We start from the raw sequence: 18,522 nt of genomic DNA, 5'->3' as shown, positions 1-18,522 counted from the left end.
TGCGGCGTTGCCAGAGGAGCTTTTGATGATCACCCCCTACACATACCCGCAACGGCTCCTGTCGGCTGCGTTCCTGCGTATTGCCTCCGCGACCGCAGTCGTCCTGGCGCTCTTGGCCGGGCCTGTCACCGCTCAGGATCTCAGCCGCAGCGACGTGGAAAACATCGTTCGCGAATACCTTCTGGAAAATCCGGAGATCATCGCCGAAGCCTTCAACGAACTTCAGCGCCGTGAACAGGCCGCTGAGGAGGCTGCACGGCTCCAGGCGCTCAGCGACAGCGCTGATGTGCTTTTCAATTCAACGCGGCAGGTGGTTCTTGGAAATCCCGAGGGCTCCGTCACCCTGGTCGAATTCTTCGACTACAATTGCGGATACTGCAAACGGGCTTATGGCGACATGGTGCGTCTCATTGATGAAAATCCCGAACTCAAGGTCGTCCTGAAAGAATTCCCGGTGCTCGGACAGGGGTCTGTTGAAGCCGCCCAGGTGGCGGTCGCCGTCAACTCCATCGCGCCTGAAAAATACGGCGAATTTCACGAGGCCCTCCTGATGAGCCGCGGCCAGGCCAATCTGTCGAGCGCCCTTGCCGCCGCGACTGAAATCGGGCTGTCGGAAGCGGAACTGCAAGCAGCGCTCGCAACAGATGAAGCCGGTCAGACGATCGAAGAGGTCTACTCGCTGGCAAACCGTCTCGGTCTGACGGGCACGCCCTCATACGTCGTCGGAAACGAGGTTGTCATGGGTGCGGTCGGTTATGAGCAGCTGCGGTCGAAAATCGAGGCCTTGAAGGATTGCGATCAGGCGACCTGCTAAGCTTTGGAGGCTGAAGCCTGTTGGAAACCGAGGGGTCGGAAAATCAATGAACCTTCGGGGCTTTTCCTGACACAATTGAATCCCTATAAGAAGTTTGGCTCGTATTCGGTCGAATGCGGGCCTAACAATTATATCCGCTGCATTATGGCGGGACAAAAAGTGCGGATGGAACGGGCTTCTACCAGGATTTCACCTTGTAAAAGTCAAGAATGGCCGGGATCTCGACACAGACGTGTCAAACCTGCGACCGGCCAACCCAGAGCTCATGCTTTTTGTGGATCGAGTACGAGAGCCAAATGATATGATGCGTAACGATAACAAGAAATTCGACACGGCCCTGATCCGCGATCTCGCGGTCCTGCTGGACGAGACGAACCTCTCCGAGATTGAGCTGGAACAGGGCGACACCCGGATCCGCGTCGCGCGCCAGATGTCGATAAGTGCTCCCGTCAACGTCGCATCACCGGCCGTCGCCGCGGCTCCCGTGGTCTCCGAACCAGTTGCGAAATCCGTTGAGGTGGTCGAGGAAAAACCGGCCCAGGCAGGCTCTTCGGTGACGTCGCCGATGGTGGGAACGGCGTATCTTTCTCCCGAACCGGGCGCAGCGTCCTTCATTCAGGTAGGCGACAAGGTGAGCGAAGGCCAGACGATCCTGATCATCGAAGCGATGAAAACAATGAACAACATTCCCTCCACGAAATCCGGCACTGTGAAACAGATCCTGGTCGACGATGCGCAGCCGGTGGAATTCGGCGAGCCGCTCATCGTCGTCGAATAAGGAGCCGCCAGGGTCATGTTCTCCAAAATACTTATCGCCAATCGGGGCGAAATCGCGCTGCGAATTCTTCGCGCCTGTAAAGAGCTCGGCATATCAACCGTTGCGGTCCATTCCACCGCCGATGCCGACGCCATGCATGTCCGCCTTGCCGATGAAAGCGTCTGTATCGGTCCGCCCGCAGCACGGGACAGTTATCTGAACATTCCGCAATTGCTGGCCGCGTGCGAGATCACCGGCGCGGACGCGGTTCATCCGGGCTACGGTTTCCTGTCCGAAAACGCCCGTTTTGCAGAGATACTCGAAGCACACAACATCGAGTTCATCGGTCCGACCGCCGAACACATCCGCATCATGGGCGACAAGATCCAGGCCAAACAGACAGCCAAGGATCTCGGGATACCGGTCGTTCCGGGATCAGACGGTGAAGTCACCACGAGCGATGACGCCCACGCGATCGCACGGGAAATCGGCTATCCGGTTCTTGTGAAGGCGGCCTCAGGCGGCGGCGGGCGCGGCATGAAAGTCGCGCAGACTGAAGCAGATCTGGACACCGCCCTTGCGACGGCCCGCTCAGAGGCCAAGGCTGCCTTTGGTGATGACGCCCTTTACATGGAAAAGTACCTCGGCAAACCGAGACACATCGAAATTCAGGTTCTGGGGGACGGCAAGGGCAATGCAGTCCATCTCGGTGAGCGCGATTGTTCACTGCAGCGCCGCCACCAGAAGGTGCTGGAGGAGGCCCCTTCACCCAGCCTGAATGCCGAGCAGCGCGAACGCATCGGGGAAGTCGTCGCAAACGCAATGCGCAAGCTGAAGTATCGCGGTGTTGGCACGGTGGAATTTCTCTACGAGAACGGTGAATTCTACTTCATCGAGATGAACACCCGTCTTCAGGTCGAACACCCGGTGACAGAAATGATCACGGGCATTGACCTCGTCAATGAGCAGATCCGCATTGCCGCCGGCGGCGACCTGGACATGACCCAGGGCGACATCAGGTTCGAAGGCCACGCCATCGAGTGCCGGATCAACGCCGAAGATCCCGTCACGTTTGCCCCCTCTCCCGGGACAATCACCTATTACCACCCGCCGGGTGGATTGGGCGTCCGGGTCGATTCCGGCGTCTATCAGGGCTATAAGATCCCGCCCTATTACGACAGCCTGATCGGTAAGCTGATCGTTCATGGGCGAAACCGCGTGGAATGCATGATGCGCCTGAGGCGCTGTCTGGACGAATTTGTCGTTGACGAAATCAAGTCAACTATTCCGCTGTTCCGCGATTTGGTGGACAATCAGGCGATCGCGAACGGTCAGTACGACATTCACTGGCTGGAAAAATATCTGGCTGACAAGTCGAACTGACCGGGCAATGACGGGGAAAAATCCCTCGCACCTGGAAGGCGAGACCACGCATGGCCGGATATAAAGACGATATTGTCATGGAAATAACACCGCAGGTGCTGCTGAAGGCCTATGCCTGCGGGCTGTTTCCGATGGCAGAATCGGCGGATGATCCCGGGCTGTTCTGGCTCGAGCCCGAGCAGCGCGGCATCTTGCCATTCGATGCATTCCACCTGCCCCGCCGCCTCAAGCGCACCATCCGCAACGATGTATTCGAAATCAGGGTGAGCACCGACTTTCAGCGCGTCATCGACGGCTGCGCCGAACCGATGCCGGGACGCCAGAAAACCTGGATCAACCGCGAGATCCGCCGCCTTTATGGCGAACTCTTCGACATGGGATACTGCCATACGATCGAAGCCTGGCTGGAGGGCGAACTGGTTGGCGGACTTTATGGGGTCAGCCTGAACGGAGCTTTTTTCGGCGAGAGCATGTTCACTTTCCGGACCGACGCCTCAAAGGTCTGCCTGGCTCATCTGGTTGCACGCCTGATTGTCGGCGGTTACTCCCTTCTCGATACTCAGTTCGTGACGGATCATCTCAGCAAGTTCGGCACGCTCGAAGTGACCCAGTCCGATTACAACGAGCGGCTGTCCGAAGCCTTGAAGCTGGAAACGGACTTTTATGCATTGCCCACAAACGCAAGCGGGCACGAGGTATTATCAGTCCTCCAAACGCACCGGATACCTTGAAGGCTTATCAGAAACTCCGCCGCAACCTTGACACAGCAACCAAGACGCGCACACGCGGTTGTAGGTGATCAAAGAGAACTTTGCTAAGTTTCCCTTTAGTAAACTCAGTTCAGGGAAACGATATGGCGGGGGACACCAAGCAAACAGGTAACAACAACGGCCTGGGCAGATCGGCAACTGCAACAGGAGCGAAAGAAGAACAACGTTCTGTTTCGGGTCGGGACCAACGTCTTCCAGAGACCGTCAGCCCAGGCCAGCCAACACATGTGGCGCAGCACCCTGCAACACATTCAGGCCTCGTCAGCGACATCAAGAAGGCAACGAAAAGCGTTACGGACTATGTGACCACCGCCGGTCGGACATCGGACCCGGAGAACACCATTGTCGATGCCAAATTCAACAAGGATCTGGAAACGCTGCGCGACCTGCATTCCTTCCTGATCCGGGAAGCGAAATCGCTGCCGGAAGATTTTTCACTCGGCATTCTGAACGCGCTGAAGGCCGGCGGTGCAAACGAAAAGGGCCGCAGTCCCACCGCAGATGAATGGAAGGCGATCGAGAAAAAGACACAGGTGTTGTTCGCACAACTGACCGACGCCGACAGAAAGAAGTTCCTGGCTTCCCAGATGCCGAATTTCCTGCCGAGGATCGCAGTCTGGCTCGTGGCGGTGTCGATCGGATCGATGATCATGTCGGTGGTGATGGCCGAGTTGACGCTTTTCAGCGTCGGTATCAACGGCGCCTTCATGGTCTTTTTCTTCCTGGTATGGCTGATGTCGCTCGGCGCAATTGGAGCAGCCGCGTTCATCGGATTCAATGCGATCTCGGTGAGCAACGACATCACATTTGATATCTCCGATTCCCGTTTCATCATTCAGCGCATCGTGTTGGGTGCGCTGTTCGCCTTGTTCTTCACCCTGCCCTTCGGCTTCCACGAATTCATCAGCTTCGCCCGCAGTCTGAGCACCGCCGCACTGAACCGTGCGACCGTGCCGACACAATCCGAACTTGCCTTCACCAATCAGTCCCTGCTTCTGATCATGCCCTTTGTGCTCGGATACAGCACCTCGCTGGTGATCCTGATTCTCAACAGGCTGATCTCCTCCGCGAGCACCCTTTTTGGAGCGCAGCCGGAAACCAAGGCGAAGATGAGTTCCGGTCAGGACGGACGATAGACTTGGCAACAAAAAGCCCCGCGAAAGCGGGGCTTTGAAACGACTTCTTCTTATCCGACTTTAACTACCCGGCGTCCAGGCCTCGTAGTCGCCCGTAACTTCCGGGCGTTTTTCAGGCGTCAGAATCGAACCGTGAGGCCTGTAGGCCTCCGGCGTTCCCGTTGGATTGCTCTTGTGCTGCTGCTGCCAGTGCTTCGGGTGATAGGTCTCATCGGACGGCGGCGTGTCCACGCGGTGATGCATCCAGCCGTGCCAGCCCGGAGGGATCGAAGACGCTTCGGCAAGCCCGTTGTAGATAACCCAGCGCTTCTTGCCGCCGCGCTCCTTGTAATACTTGTTGCCGGCTTCATCCTCGCCGACAAACTCGCCCTTACGCCATGTAAAAAAGCGCGTGCCCATTGTCTGGCTGTTCCACCAGGTGAAGATTTCAAGCAGAAGTGTCTTCATGGCCCTTGAGAGGTCCTCTTGGGAAATTTGTCCTTGGTCCGGCCTCTCCACTCGGAGCGGCGGCAATTTCGCGGAATATGGCCTTAAGATTGGCTCCTGTCCAGTGCCGCACTGCCGCATGGCACCAGAAATCGGCCGATACCGCGAACCGGCAGTCCGCAATGCGCAGGTCTGAAAAGCTAGTGGAGCTTCAGGTCCTTGGACTTTACATATTCCGCATTCCGGATGTGCCTTGCCGCAGCGGAGTGCTTTGCGGTCGTTCCGCCCTTTTTCACGCCGGCAAACACCTCTTCCTTTTTCTCCGGTTCCACCTTCGGCGCCCTGTCGAACTCCTCTTCGACCACCTCTTCGACTTCGGCCCGTTTCTGGATCGCGATCTTGTGGTGAAGGCGTGCGCCCGCCAGCGATTGCATCTTTTCCGCCTGCTCGTCGAGCGTCTTTTGAATGCCGTAGATGTTGTAGAACCCGGAATGTTCCAGGATCATCGGCCTCTCGTCGGCCATCAGCCATTGGAGGCGCTTGCAAAGTGTCGAAGGTGACACGGGCTTGACCAGCACATGATGAGCGCCCGCTCTAAGTGCCTTGTCGACAAGCGGACGCGTGCCGTGAGCGGTGATAAAGAGAATCGGAACATAGCACAGCGGCTCCATGTGGCGGTGCCGGACAAGGCGCAGAAACTGGTATCCGGAAGTCGGCTCCATCCGCCAGTCGGTCAGAATCACGTTCGGCGGTTCGGCGAGACTCGCTTCCAGGGCATCGTCGACCGAATCAAACACCCGGACACGCGATACCTTGAAGCTCAGAAGAATCGATCGGAGAATCGTTTGCATCGGTTTGCTGTCTTCAACAACGACAGCATCGATATCCTCCATCGCAAGTCCGTAGGCTGCGTGATGCTTCATGAATTGCGGGGTCCTTTCGTGGCCATTCCCGCACTAAAGCAAAGCTGGCTTAAACCCGGCTGAAGCCGCTGCCAGCCATTTTCGTCAAATTTTCATAAAAGCGGGGTAATCGTCATCCACAGCGAAGTTCGAACACGCATGCGATGAGCGATCAGCGTGTTTGCAAGAGGAAATTTCCCTGCGTTCCCGCTGACCTCGCCTTGCTCCCCACAATCCACATGACCACACAATATTTTGCGTTTGCCCACAAGCACGGCACAAGCTGTTGTCACTCACGCCTTGACCTTAAGAATTCATTTACATTAGTTTTTCATTATTGCGATGTGCGTAATCGGGAGCCCTTTCCGGGCCCCTCGGTCATCCAGCAACCCTAAAGTAGCCGCGTACCTCTTCCGCTTTCCTGATCGAATCCGGAAGCTGGGTTTTTGCGTGCCGAATTCAGGAGGCACATCGTGACAAACCTGTTGATGACTACTATATATAGTAGACCCTGATACAGTTAACGCTACATACAGAAATTGCCTGTAGGCATGTGAGGTGGCATCCGGCAAGACGGCAGACGGTTTCGTCGCGGCGGATGAGATGCGGAATGAGCTGGTTCGGGGCGAACCGGCTGGGGACATAAGGGGACTTTTAGAATGCGGATCGAGCGGCGCTACACCAAGGAAGGCCAATCGCCTTACGCCGACATTGAATTTCGGACAGCAACGAGCGAAATCCGTAATCCGGATGGCTCGATCGTGTTCCGTTTGGAGGACATTCAGGTCCCGGCGCAGTTTTCGCAGGTCGCCTCGGACATCCTCGCCCAGAAATATTTCCGCAAGGCCGGTGTTCCGTCCAAACTGAAGCCGGTCGAGGAAAACACGGTTCCCTCCTGGCTGTGGCGCCACGAAGCCGACGAAGACGCGATGGGCGACCTCGCCGAAGACGAACGCTATGGTTCGGAGATCGACGGCAGGCAGGTCTTCGACCGTCTCGCCGGCACATGGACATACTGGGGCTGGAAAGGCGGCTACTTCGACCAGGAATCGGACGCCCAGGCGTTTTACGACGAACTGCGCTACATGCTGGCGACCCAGAAAGTCGCCCCGAACTCACCGCAATGGTTCAACACCGGGCTGCATTGGGCCTACGGCATCGACGGTCCGAGCCAGGGACACTTCTATGTCGACTTCCAATCCGGCAAGCTGACGAAATCCAAGACCGCTTACGAACATCCCCAGCCGCATGCCTGCTTCATTCAGTCCGTGCAGGACGATCTGGTGAATGACGGCGGCATCATGGACCTCTGGGTTCGCGAAGCGCGCCTGTTCAAATACGGCTCCGGCACCGGCTCCAACTTCTCGTTCGTCCGCTCCGAAGGCGAAAGGCTTTCCGGTGGCGGCAAGTCCTCGGGCCTGATGAGCTTCCTGAAAATCGGCGACCGGGCAGCGGGCGCGATCAAGTCCGGCGGCACGACCCGCCGCGCGGCCAAGATGGTGGTGGTCGATGTCGATCACCCCGATATCGAGGAATACGTCAACTGGAAGGTCAAGGAAGAGCAGAAGGTGGCGGCGCTCGTTACCGGCTCCAAGATCTGCCAGAAGCACCTGTCCGCGATCATGCGGGCCTGCGTGAATTGCGAAGCCGACAATGGTGACTGTTTCGACCCGGCCAAGAACCCGGCCCTGAAACGCGAAATCCGCGCTGCGAAAAAGATGATGGTTCCGGAGAACTACATCCAGCGTGTTATCCAGTTCGCACGGCAGGGTTTCACCAAGGTCGAGTTTCCGACCCTTAACACGGATTGGGATTCCGAGGCCTACCTGACCGTCGCCGGACAGAATTCCAACAACTCTGTCCGCGTGACCGATGGCTTTCTGTCCGCTGTTGTCGATGACGGCGAATGGGACCTGACGGCCCGCCGCACCGGCGAAACTCTGAAAACGATCAAGGCAAAGGAACTCTGGGAGCAGATCGGGTATGCTGCCTGGGCGTCAGCCGATCCGGGCCTGCAGTACCACACCACGATCAACGACTGGCACACCTGCCTTGCCGACGGCGAGATCCGGGCCTCAAACCCGTGCTCGGAATACATGTTCCTGGACGACACGGCCTGTAACCTGGCGTCTTTGAACCTGATGCAGTTCCGCAATGAAGACCGGTCCTTCGCCATCGACAATTATGAGCACGCGGTCCGTCTGTGGACGATCGTTCTCGAAATCTCGGTGCTCATGGCACAGTTCCCGTCGAAGGAAATTGCGGAACTCTCCTACAAGTTCCGCACACTCGGACTGGGTTACGCCAATATTGGCGGCCTCCTGATGACGTCCGGTATTTCCTACGATTCCGATGAGGGCCGCGCTCTGTGTGGCGCTCTGACAGCAGTCATGACCGGTGTTGCCTACGCAACTTCTGCGGAAATGGCCGGCGAACTGGGCTCATTCCCAGGCTACAAGAAAAACGCCAAGCACATGCTGAAGGTGATCCGAAATCACCGCCGCGCCGCGCATGGCGAGACGACGGGCTACGAAGGCCTCAACACGCCGCCGGTCGCGCTTGATCACGCAAGCTGCCCGGACAAGGAGATCATCGAGCGGGCCCGGAAGGCCTGGGATCGCGCCCTGGAACTCGGTGAAAAGAACGGCTACCGCAACGCGCAGTCGACGGTGATCGCACCGACCGGCACGATCGGTCTTGTCATGGACTGCGACACGACAGGCATCGAACCCGACTTTGCCCTGGTCAAATTTAAGAAACTTGCCGGTGGCGGCTACTTCAAGATCATCAACCGCGCCGTTCCGGAAGCCCTGCGTGTGCTCGGCTATTCCGAAAGCGAGATCGGCGAGATCGAAGCTTACGCGGTCGGTCACGGGTCGATCGACCAGGCGCCCGGTATCAACCCGGCCAGCCTCTCCGCGAAAGGCTTCACCGGGGAAAGTCTCGGCAAGCTCAAGGACGGCATGAAGTCGGCTTTCGATATCAAGTTCGTGTTCAACCGCTGGACCCTCGGCGACGACCAGCTCAAGACGCTCGGCGTTTCCGATGAACAGCTGGAAGACACCGAATTCGATCTGCTGTCGTTCCTCGGCTACTCCAAGGCCGATATCGAGGCTGCGAACACACATGTCTGCGGCGCCATGACGCTGGAAGGTGCGCCGTTCCTGAAGGAAGAGCACTACCCGGTCTTCGACTGTGCCAACCCGTGCGGCCGTATCGGCAAGCGCTTCCTTTCGGTGGAAAGCCACATCCGCATGATGGCGGCGGCCCAGCCCTTCATCTCCGGCGCGATCTCCAAGACGATCAACATGCCGAACGATGCGACGGTCGAAGACTGCAAGGAAGCCTACATGCTCTCCTGGAAGCTCGCCCTGAAAGCGAATGCGCTCTATCGCGACGGCTCCAAGCTGTCGCAGCCTCTGAACGCGCAGCTTCTGGCCGACGACGACGAAGAGCAGGACGAGGCAATCGAGGACATCGCTGCCAAGCCGCAGGCCGCCAAGGCCGAAGTCGTGGCGGAACGGATCGTCGAGCGCATCGTCGAGCGCGTTGTCCGTGAACAGGAAAAACTGCCGACGCGCCGCAAGGGTTACACCCAGAAGGCCAAGATCGGCGGACACACCGTCTTCCTGCGCACGGGCGAATATCACGACGGCCGTCTCGGCGAGATCTTCCTGGACATGAACAAGGAAGGCTCCGCACTGCGCGCCTTCATCAACAACTTCGCCATCTCCGTCTCGCTCGGCCTGCAGTACGGCGTGCCGCTCGAGGAATATGTCGACGCGTTCACTTTCACCAAGTTCGAGCCGGCCGGCATGGTCCAGGGCAACGACGCGATCAAGAACGCAACGTCGATCCTCGATTACGTGTTCCGCGAACTCGCCGTGTCCTATCTCGGACGTCACGACCTGGCACATGTTCCGCCGGAGGTGTTCGGCAGCACGGGCGAAGGAGCCTCTTCGGGTGAAGACCGCGGTCAGAGCGGGCAGATCGTCTCTCACGGTCTCGTCCGTGGCCAGACCGAACGGTTCCGCCTGGTTTCCAGCGCCGGAGAACCGGCCGGCGAAACCACGGAGGCCATCTCGGTGCAGACGGCAAACACGCCGGCGGCCCAGGTGTCCGCTGTCGCGACGGCCTTCGCCCGTGGCACGGAAGCCGCAGCGGCTGTCGAAATCGGCACCACGGCCCCTGCCCCGCAGGTCGCCACGGCCGCCCAGCAGATCGCACAGGCCCGCATGAAGGGCTATGAAGGCGAGAGCTGCGGCGAATGCGGCAACTTCACCATGGTCCGAAACGGCACCTGCCTGAAATGCGACACCTGCGGCGCGACCAGCGGCTGCAGCTGACGGTTCAGCCGGAAGGCCGCCAAGGCCGGCCAACCACCGGCCACGCGCGGCTTCCGGCGCCCAGACAGAAAAGACCCGCCCATCGGAAACGATCGGGCGGGTTTTCTTGATGAAATTGCCGGTTCCTGAATCCTGAATGCGCGACGCATCGGCAAGACCTGGCTCACGCAGTGGACCAGCACCCGTGTCAAAACTCAGTCGCACGGGTTGTCCTTGCCAATCATCACTCGTGAAGGGCAAGGACCGGAAATACGTCGCAGTTGCCAATGGACACCTGGATCGAGGGAATAATCGAAACGCTCCGACTTTGAGATAAATTCTAGTAAAAAAGTTGTATCTGATAAAAATTTTTCGACAAAAAATCAGATTGACTAATTTACCGTAATATATATTACAATCATTTAATCTTATTTCATGAAAAAAATATAAAATCGACATGTAGTTTGAAAATTTATTCACCATATCTGTTTCACCTAATGCATTTTTACTGGAGGATAATATGAAGAGTTTTAATCTCAAACCAATTCAGTGCACGGATTCGGGCAAAGAAGCCGTTTCCGGTCTCTCGAGAACAATCAGAACAGTTGCGATAGCGCTGGGTTTGATTGTCGGCCCTGGTCTGATCTCGGTATCGGCCGAAGAACACTCGAACGCTCAGGGAACATCGGAAAGCTCGCCCAACGTCAGAAGCTACCTGAAGACCAAATTGGCGGGCTACGACAATCTGGTCTGGACCGGTCACCTAAATCCGGACACCGATGCCATCAGTGCAAGTTTGATTGCTGCCCATATCTACGGCGGCACGCCGGGCAGCGCAGGCCCCCCAAACCCGGAATCGCGCTTTGCCATTGATGCATGCATGGCCGACACACCAGAATTATTCGAAGATTTCACCGGCAAGAGCGTTGGTGTCGTCGACTTCAATCAGACAACACAGTTACCGCCATCAATCGAGTCGGATCAGGTCGTGGCAATCATCGACCACCACGCGATCGCCGGTTCGCCGATCAACCTGTCAAAAGTGGTCAATCTCGACATCCGGCCGTGGGGATCTACCGCAACAATCCTTGCCGACCGTGCAGACGTGCTCGGCGTCGACATTCCGGCCCCGCTGGCATGCATGGGCATGGCGGCAATCCTGTCCGATACGCTCAACCTAACGTCCACGACAACGACTGACTATGACCGCTACTATGCGAGTAAACTTGCCGAAACCGCAGGCATCGAGAACACAGACGCGTTCGCGGAGAACATGTTGCAAGCCAAGTCCGATCTGAGCTCCATGTCAGCGCTGGACATCGTGCTTCTCGATTACAAGGACTTCGAGTTCGGCGGCAAGAACGTCGGCATAGGCGTCGCGGAAACACTCACACCGCAAGATCTGGTTGACCGGAAACAGGAACTGAAGACGGCTATTCTGGACCAGAAGCAGAAGAGCAATCTCGATCATCTGTTTTTCGCAATCGTCGATGCTCGTGACAAGAAGTCTTTCATTTTGTGGGGAGATGATATCGACGAGGGCGTTGCCATCTCTGCGTTTGGCGATGACGTCACAGACGACATGCTTGAGGTCGACAATGTGGTCTCCCGCAAGAACCAGATAGCACCTGCCATCCAGAGCGCGGTGGCAACGGCAACCCCGAACTGACCGCGAATAGCGATCCTGTCATCGGATCCGGTTCCTTGGAGCCCCCTGGACGCGTTTCAAGCGAGGCCGCTTGCACGCTGAGGCCTTGAACAAGGTTTCAGAAAGATGTGATCCGCCGCAAGCCTGGGGGCGCAGAAAGACGGGCCACGTTGGGGCACAGCGCGGCCGCCGGAGCCTGGACGACTGGACCTACCCACCGGAGACGATTGTGCGGGTTTTTGCCGCGCAGCGGCGTGCGATCTCGTATGGCTGCGCGCTCCGATGGTCTTCGACCGGGCACGCCCGTTCCATGTTTCTTATGAGCCGCTGCCTATTGCCGGGTGCTGGGTGGTCGCGACCGTCTTGAGTATTTCCTTCGCGACAATCCGGGCGACCGGAGTGAGCGTTTGCGCACGGCGGGTCAGGAATGAGTAGGTCTCGACGGAAAGAGGAAGGTCCGTATCCAGGATGGCGATGGTTCCCGGAGATCCATCCGGCAACAGTGCGAAACTCTCGGCAACCGACCGGGCAACTGGCCCGATGGCGTTCGATCGCTGGATGGTTGCGAGCGTAAACAGAAAGGACGACGTGGTCAGGATCTTGGTCGGCAGTTGAAGTCCCATATCGCGCAGGGCACTTTCAGCCGTCGTTCGAATGGGAGCGCCAATCGGAGGAAACACCCAGTCAAACCCTAAAAGCGCATGCGCCGGGATCGGTGACGGGTGCCGGATCAGGGGATGATCCAGACGAGCCACCATGCAGGCCGGTTCCCGCCGAAGAGGCTGTTCGTCAAAAAGATCCGGATCCACATCCAAAGGCACACGGCTCAGCGAAAAATCAAGCCGTCCCTCCTCGAGCATGGGTGCCAGCACCGTACTCGGTCCGATTTCGACGGAGACGGATATTTCCGGGTAACTCAAACGGATGTGCCGGATCGCGGGCAAGACATATTCGACCGCTGGCCCGGTGACCGAACCGATATGAACATGCCCCCGCTGCCCCGAAACGTGATGCTCGATATCCATCGCCGCATCGGTCAGTTCCTGAAGCACCCGGACACAACGCTCCGCAAGGGTTTTACCGACCTCAGTCAGTTCGATACCGCGCCCGCTTCGCACGTAGATTTCCGCGTCCGCGACATGCTCGATTTCAGCCATCAGCCGTGACGCCGCAGGCTGTGTAATTCCCAAGGTCGCCGCAGCGTCCGTCAAGCGGCTCTGCCGGCTGAGTTCGGCAAGAAGCCGCAAATGCGAAATCTTCATGCCGCGCCGCAACAGGTCCAGGGTCAAACTGCCTCCCTATCGATACATACCAATTTCTGTAAGTATTGATAGCAAACAATGATTTGACCGTCATGTATCTTTTCGCAAGTTTGAAAACGGTATCCGCGGATGCCCCATCAAATTTGCGGTCGGTCTGATGCCGGCCAGGGAGGAACACATGAAATTCTTTTCCAAGGCGCTGATTGCAGTCGCCGCGACGGCAACGCTCATGTCCGGCGCGTCATTCGCTTCTGACAAGGGGGCAGTCGGCATTGCCATGCCGACAAAGTCCTCTGCCCGCTGGATTTCCGATGGAAACTCCATGGTCGAACAATTCACCGCCGCTGGCTATTCGACCGATCTGCAATATGCGGAAGACGACATTCCAAATCAGCTGGCGCAGATCGAAAACATGATCACCAAGGGCGTCGATGTCCTGGTGATCGCGGCAATCGATGGCACAACACTTTCAAACGCCCTGGAAAACGCAGCGGCGTCCGGGATCAAGGTGATCGCCTATGACCGGCTGATCCGCGACAGCGCGAATGTCGACTATTATGCGACCTTCGACAATTTCAAGGTCGGCGTTCAGCAGGCAACCTCGCTGGTCAACGGCCTGAAAGAGCGGTTCGGCGACGGCCCTTACAACGTCGAACTGTTCGGCGGCTCACCGGACGACAACAACGCCTATTTCTTCTATGACGGCGCAATGTCGGTCCTGCAGCCACTCATTGATGCTGGAACGGTCAACATCGTATCTGGCCAGATGGGCATGGACACGGTCGGAACGCTTCGCTGGGATGGTGCCGTTGCCCAGGCCCGGATGGACAATCTCCTGTCGGCGCACTACACGGACAAACAGCTTCATGGCGCACTGAGCCCCTATGACGGTCTTTCCATCGGCATCCTGTCGTCGCTGAAAGGCGTCGGTTACGGATCCGGCGATCTCAAGATGCCGATCGTGTCCGGGCAGGACGCGGAAATTCCGTCCGTGAAGTCCATTCTTGCCGGCGAACAGCATTCCACCGTCTTCAAGGACACGCGTGAGCTTGCCCGTGTCACGGTCGGTATGGTCGAGGCCATCCTCAACGACGGTGAGCCTGAGATCAACGATACCAAGACCTATGACAACGGTATCAAGGTTGTTCCGTCCTATTTGCTGGAGCCGGTCGCGGTCGATGCCTCCAACTGGGAAGATGTCCTCATCGGCAGCGGTTACTACACGGCTGACCAAGTCAAGTAAGTCTGGCCCGGCAAAAGACCCGTCCACAACATGGCAGTTGCGGGCGGGTTTTTGGAATTATGGAGATCGGAGTAGATGGCACTCCTGTCCATGCAGAACATCAGCAAGACCTTTCCCGGTGTCAGAGCGCTCGATCAGGTCAATCTGGATGTGCAGCAAGGTGAAATCCACGCGGTAGTCGGCGAAAACGGCGCTGGCAAATCGACCCTCATGAAAATCCTCTCCGGTGTCTATCCGCACGGACACTACGACGGCGACATACTGTTTGACGGCACGCCGGCACGCTTCAACGGCATATCGGACAGCGAGCGCCGGGGGATCATCATCATTCATCAGGAACTGGCGCTCGTGCCCCAGCTTTCCATCGCCGAGAACATTTTTCTCGGCAATGAGCGTGCCACGAGCGGTGTGATCGACTGGAGGGAGACCAATCGCAGAACGGAAGACCTTCTTGCGAAGGTCGGACTGGCCGAAGCGCCTTCCACTCTGGTGGACAATATCGGGGTCGGAAAGCAGCAACTCGTTGAGATCGCCAAGGCGCTGTCCAAGGACGTCAAGCTGCTGATCCTGGATGAACCCACGGCCGCGCTTCAGGAAAACGACAGCCGCAAGCTCCTGGACCTGATGCTGGAACTCAAGGCGCAAGGCGTCACCAGTATCATTATCTCGCACAAGCTGAACGAGGTCCGCTACGTAGCGGATACCGTCACCGTCATTCGCGATGGCATGACCGTCTCACGGCTCGATGCCAAGGCAGGATTGAGCGAGGACGCGATTGTCCGGGACATGGTTGGCCGGGACATGACACACCGCTTTCCGGAGCATCGGCGCAATCCGGGTAAAGTCTTGCTGGAAGTCGAAAACTGGAATGTCTGGCATCCCGAACATTCCGGGCGCCAGATCATCCGCAACGCCTCATTTGCGGTTCGTTCCGGCGAGGTTGTCGGCATCGCCGGTCTCATGGGGTCCGGACGGACCGAGCTCGCCATGTCCATTTTTGGTCGCTCCTACGGCCGGAACATCTCGGGCTCAGTGAGGCTGAACGACAACGAAATCGATGTCGGCACCGTCGACAAGGCGATCCATGCGGGCATTTCCTATGTGACGGAAGATCGCAAGTCGCTTGGTCTGGTGCTTGACGAGAGCATCCGCTTCAACACCACTCTTGCGAATCTCGACGACGTCTCCTCCGGCTCTGTCTTGAAGAAGAACGAGGAAACCCGGGTCGCTGAACGGTTCAGGCAGGCCCTGGCAATCCGCACACCGTCGGTCTTCCAGAAGACCATGAACCTGTCCGGCGGGAACCAGCAGAAGGTCGTGCTCGCCAAGTGGCTGTTTACCGAGCCCGAGGTCCTAATCCTCGATGAACCGACCAGGGGCATCGACGTGGGCGCGAAATACGAGATCTACACCATCATCAATGATCTGGCGGACCAGGGCAAAGGTGTCGTCATGATCTCTTCCGAAATGCCGGAGCTGCTTGGGATGTGCGACCGGATTTACGTCATGAACGAAGGCGCGCTCGTCGGTGAACTGAACGCCGCAGATGCAAGCCAGGAGCGCATCATGTCGCTCATAGTCAACGAATAGAGTTTCAATATGGACCTGGCGCAAAGCGATACCAATCCGGCCTCCAAGGCGAAAACCAAGAGCATCGGTCAGTACCTTTCTTCACACCTGCGGCAGTATGGGCTGCTGTTTGCACTCATTGCGGTGATGGCCTTTTTCCAGATCGTCACCGATGGCACGTTGCTGCGTGCGGTCAACGTCACCAACCTGCTGCTGCAGAATTCCTACATCATCATCATGGCGCTCGGCATGCTGATCGTCATTGTGTCCGGCAACATAGATCTTTCGGTCGGTTCGGTCATGGGCTTCATCGGGGCGCTGGCCGCTGTCATGATCGTCAACATGGACCAGTCGGTTCCGCTGACGATCATGGTATGTCTCGTTGTCGGTGGCCTGATCGGCGCCGCGCAAGGCTACTGGGTCGCATACTGGAAGATCCCGTCCTTCATTGTCACCCTCGCCGGCATGCTCGTGTTCAGAGGGCTGTCTCTCTGGCTGCTGGAAGGCCAGTCGGTTGGCCCCTTCCCGAAGGAGTTCCAGATACTCGCGACCGGGTTCGTGCCGGACATCTTTCCGGTGAGCTGGGGCGACTCCCTGGCCGGCATGCTCGAGATGCGGCGTGTCAAGCACGTCAACATGCTGGCGCTTTTCACCGGTGTTGCGGCAGCGGCGATGATCGTCTGGATCGGCCTGCGTCAACGGGCGCAAAACCGGCTTTACGGCATTGAAGACGAGCCGAAACTCTTCTTCATAGCCCGGAACGTCATCGTTGCGGCCGCGCTCATCTTCGTGATGTACAAGCTGTCGCTGTTCCGTGGATTGCCCAATGTTCTGATCACGATGGGCGTCTTGACGATCATCTATGCCTTCATCACGGAATCCACCACGGTCGGCCGCCGCATCTATGCGCTCGGCGGCAACGAGAAGGCCGCCAAGCTTTCGGGTATCAAGACGGAGCGGCTGACTTTCCTGGCATTCACCAACATGGGCGTTCTGGCAGCTGCGGCAGGTCTGGTTTTCGCGGCCCGCCTGAACACCGCGACTCCGAAAGCCGGATTTGCATTGGAACTGGACGTCATCGCGGCGGTCTTTATCGGCGGTGCGTCCATGTCCGGCGGCGTCGGCACCATAATCGGCGCGGTTGTCGGCGCATTCCTGATGGGCGTCCTGAACAATGGGATGTCCATCATGGGCATCGGCATCGACTACCAGCAGATGATCAAGGGACTGGTCCTGCTAGCAGCCGTAATTTTCGACGTCTACAACAAGAACAAGCAAGGATAGTCACATGTTGCTCTCCCAGATCCTGGACGCGCGGGGAAACACCGCCGTCGTCGTGCGCAATGGCAGCGAAGCGGGCGTTCTCAAAGGAGTTTCCTCGACCTATCAACTCGTCATGGACGCGATCAGGAGAGGTCAGAGCCTCGCCGAGCGCATAAGAGCCCACGAGCTGGGTCCCGCCGTGGACCTTGAAAAGCTTGCAGCAGAGGGCCGTCTGCTCTTGCCGCTTCACCACCCGGACCCGGCGCATATGCACCTCACGGGAACAGGTCTCACCCATCTGGGATCGGCGGCGACACGCGATGCCATGCACACCAAGGCGGAAACCGACGAGACCCAACTCACGGACTCCATGAAAATGTTCCGCATGGGATTGGAGAATGGAAAACCGGAAAATGGCCACGCCGGAATTCAACCGGAGTGGTTCTACAAAGGGAACGGCACCAGCGCTGTCGCGCCCGGAGGCGACCTGGTCAGCCCCGGGTTTTGCAACGATGGCGGCGAAGAACCGGAAATCGCGGGAATTTATGTCATCGGACCTGACGGAACACCGAACCGCGTCGGTTTTGCGCTCGCAAACGAGTTTTCCGATCACGTGATGGAGCGGCAGAACTATCTGTATCTGGCCCACTCAAAGCTGCGCCCGGCGTCATTCGGGCCGGAACTGCGCGTCGGCGACCTGCCCGAACACGTTGAAGGCACCAGCCGGATCATCCGCGACGGCACTGTCTTGTGGGAAAAGCCGTTCTTGTCGGGTGAAAGCAACATGTCTCATACGCTGGCCAATCTGGAGCATCATCATTTCAAATACGGCCTGTTCTGTCAGCCCGGCGACGTGCATGTGCACATGTTCGGAACGGCGACCCTCTCCTTCGCCGACGGTGTTTCCTGCAAGGACGGCGATGTTGTCGAGATTGCAGCAGGCGGTTTCGGCGTCCCCTTGAAGAACCGGCTTGCCTTCGACGCAAAGGACAACGTCATGACAGCGGTCAGGGTGCTTTGAGGC

General features: G+C 57.9%; 14 protein-coding genes. 11 read left to right on the top strand and 3 right to left on the bottom strand.

All coding sequences use genetic code 11. The features are described 5' to 3' along the window. Nucleotides 1–25: 25 nt before the first annotated feature. From RDA78_RS20645 to RDA78_RS20625, 5 genes are all read left to right on the top strand, one after another. The gene (locus RDA78_RS20645) at nucleotides 26–814 is read left to right on the top strand and encodes a DsbA family protein (protein ID WP_434051672.1); all 789 of its coding nucleotides are present in this window, start codon (nucleotides 26–28) and stop codon (nucleotides 812–814) included. 304 nt (nucleotides 815–1,118) lie between these two features. Continuing rightward, on the top strand, nucleotides 1,119–1,592 hold the full coding sequence (accB, locus tag RDA78_RS20640) for an acetyl-CoA carboxylase biotin carboxyl carrier protein (RefSeq protein ID WP_434056178.1): 474 nt from the start codon (nucleotides 1,119–1,121) through the stop codon (nucleotides 1,590–1,592). 15 nt (nucleotides 1,593–1,607) lie between these two features. Continuing rightward, on the top strand, nucleotides 1,608–2,954 hold the full coding sequence (accC, locus tag RDA78_RS20635) for an acetyl-CoA carboxylase biotin carboxylase subunit (RefSeq protein ID WP_434051671.1): 1,347 nt from the start codon (nucleotides 1,608–1,610) through the stop codon (nucleotides 2,952–2,954). A gap of 50 nt (nucleotides 2,955–3,004) precedes the next feature. Continuing rightward, nucleotides 3,005–3,685: a leucyl/phenylalanyl-tRNA--protein transferase gene (aat, locus tag RDA78_RS20630; protein WP_434051670.1), complete on the top strand. Its 681-nt coding sequence runs from the start codon at nucleotides 3,005–3,007 to the stop codon at nucleotides 3,683–3,685. Nucleotides 3,686–3,951: 266 nt separating this feature from the next. Beyond that, on the top strand, nucleotides 3,952–4,860 hold the full coding sequence (locus RDA78_RS20625) for a hypothetical protein (RefSeq protein ID WP_434051669.1): 909 nt from the start codon (nucleotides 3,952–3,954) through the stop codon (nucleotides 4,858–4,860). 60 nt (nucleotides 4,861–4,920) lie between these two features. Here RDA78_RS20625 and RDA78_RS20620 read toward each other — a convergent pair whose 3' ends face one another. Then, nucleotides 4,921–5,307: an NADH:ubiquinone oxidoreductase subunit NDUFA12 gene (locus RDA78_RS20620; RefSeq protein WP_434051668.1), complete on the bottom strand. Its 387-nt coding sequence runs from the start codon at nucleotides 5,305–5,307 to the stop codon at nucleotides 4,921–4,923. Nucleotides 5,308–5,486: 179 nt separating this feature from the next. Then, complete coding sequence (locus tag RDA78_RS20615; RefSeq protein WP_306143780.1) at nucleotides 5,487–6,209, bottom strand: response regulator; 723 nt, start codon at nucleotides 6,207–6,209, stop codon at nucleotides 5,487–5,489. Between the two features lie 638 nt (nucleotides 6,210–6,847). Here RDA78_RS20615 and RDA78_RS20610 point away from each other — a divergent pair. Together RDA78_RS20610 and RDA78_RS20605 are read left to right on the top strand one after the other, a co-directional pair. Beyond that, a complete protein-coding gene (locus RDA78_RS20610; RefSeq protein WP_434051667.1) occupies nucleotides 6,848–10,534 on the top strand; it encodes a vitamin B12-dependent ribonucleotide reductase in 3,687 nt (1,228 codons plus the stop codon). Between the two features lie 499 nt (nucleotides 10,535–11,033). Next, the gene (locus RDA78_RS20605) at nucleotides 11,034–12,182 is read left to right on the top strand and encodes a manganese-dependent inorganic pyrophosphatase (protein ID WP_434051666.1); all 1,149 of its coding nucleotides are present in this window, start codon (nucleotides 11,034–11,036) and stop codon (nucleotides 12,180–12,182) included. A 296-nt stretch (nucleotides 12,183–12,478) separates the two neighbouring features. Here RDA78_RS20605 and RDA78_RS20600 read toward each other — a convergent pair whose 3' ends face one another. Next, nucleotides 12,479–13,450: a LysR substrate-binding domain-containing protein gene (locus tag RDA78_RS20600; RefSeq protein WP_434051665.1), complete on the bottom strand. Its 972-nt coding sequence runs from the start codon at nucleotides 13,448–13,450 to the stop codon at nucleotides 12,479–12,481. A gap of 151 nt (nucleotides 13,451–13,601) precedes the next feature. On the opposite strand from RDA78_RS20600, the gene chvE reads away from it, so the two are divergent. The 4 genes from chvE to araD1 all read left to right on the top strand — a co-directional run bounded on the left by chvE (nucleotide 13,602) and on the right by araD1 (nucleotide 18,519). Next, on the top strand, nucleotides 13,602–14,666 hold the full coding sequence (chvE, locus tag RDA78_RS20595; protein ID WP_434051664.1) for a multiple monosaccharide ABC transporter substrate-binding protein: 1,065 nt from the start codon (nucleotides 13,602–13,604) through the stop codon (nucleotides 14,664–14,666). A gap of 75 nt (nucleotides 14,667–14,741) precedes the next feature. Beyond that, the gene (gene mmsA, locus RDA78_RS20590; RefSeq protein ID WP_434051663.1) at nucleotides 14,742–16,256 is read left to right on the top strand and encodes a multiple monosaccharide ABC transporter ATP-binding protein; all 1,515 of its coding nucleotides are present in this window, start codon (nucleotides 14,742–14,744) and stop codon (nucleotides 16,254–16,256) included. Nucleotides 16,257–16,265: 9 nt separating this feature from the next. Beyond that, nucleotides 16,266–17,519: a multiple monosaccharide ABC transporter permease gene (mmsB, locus tag RDA78_RS20585; RefSeq protein WP_434051662.1), complete on the top strand. Its 1,254-nt coding sequence runs from the start codon at nucleotides 16,266–16,268 to the stop codon at nucleotides 17,517–17,519. Nucleotides 17,520–17,523: 4 nt separating this feature from the next. Beyond that, entirely contained in the window at nucleotides 17,524–18,519 is a 996-nt protein-coding gene (araD1, locus tag RDA78_RS20580; protein WP_434051661.1) for an AraD1 family protein, read from the top strand. Nucleotides 18,520–18,522 lie beyond the last annotated feature (3 nt).

This window comes from Roseibium sp., assembly GCF_051016195.1.
Classification (GTDB): Bacteria; Pseudomonadota; Alphaproteobacteria; order Rhizobiales; family Stappiaceae; genus Roseibium.
The sequence above is the reverse complement of the archived record's forward strand: the minus strand, read 5'-3'. Positions and strand labels throughout refer to the sequence as shown.